Origin of the sequence: Paraburkholderia sp. SIMBA_053, from assembly GCF_046534895.1 — a bacterium.
Taxonomy (GTDB): Bacteria; Pseudomonadota; Gammaproteobacteria; order Burkholderiales; family Burkholderiaceae; genus Paraburkholderia; species Paraburkholderia caledonica.
In genome coordinates, this window is record NZ_JAWRXU010000517.1 from 1 (window position 1) to 279 (window position 279).

The window sequence follows — 279 nt, forward strand, 5'->3', positions numbered from 1 at the left end:
TGCTCTGGTGTGCATGCGTCGCCATTTGCGATTACCGCAGCCGGCATATTTCCAATGTGCTTGTCGTTGTCGGTTTAATAACGGCGGTTTTGTGCGCTCTGTTTAACATTTCTCCGTTCGGTATTTCCGCCGCTCAGGCCGCGGCCGGCGCCGCCGTCGGCCTCGTCGCCCTGTTGCCGTTTTTCGCGCTCGGCATGATGGGCGCCGCAGACGTCAAGGTGTTCGCGGTGCTTGGCGCGTGGTGCGGCGTTCAGGCGCTGCTCGGGCTGTGGGCGGTGG

At 62.7% G+C, this 279-nt stretch carries 1 protein-coding gene; it reads left to right on the top strand.

The annotated features are described in order from the left end of the window. Nucleotides 1-279: prepilin peptidase (locus SB753_RS36670; protein WP_410805029.1), on the top strand; the 279-nt coding region annotated here is incomplete at both ends.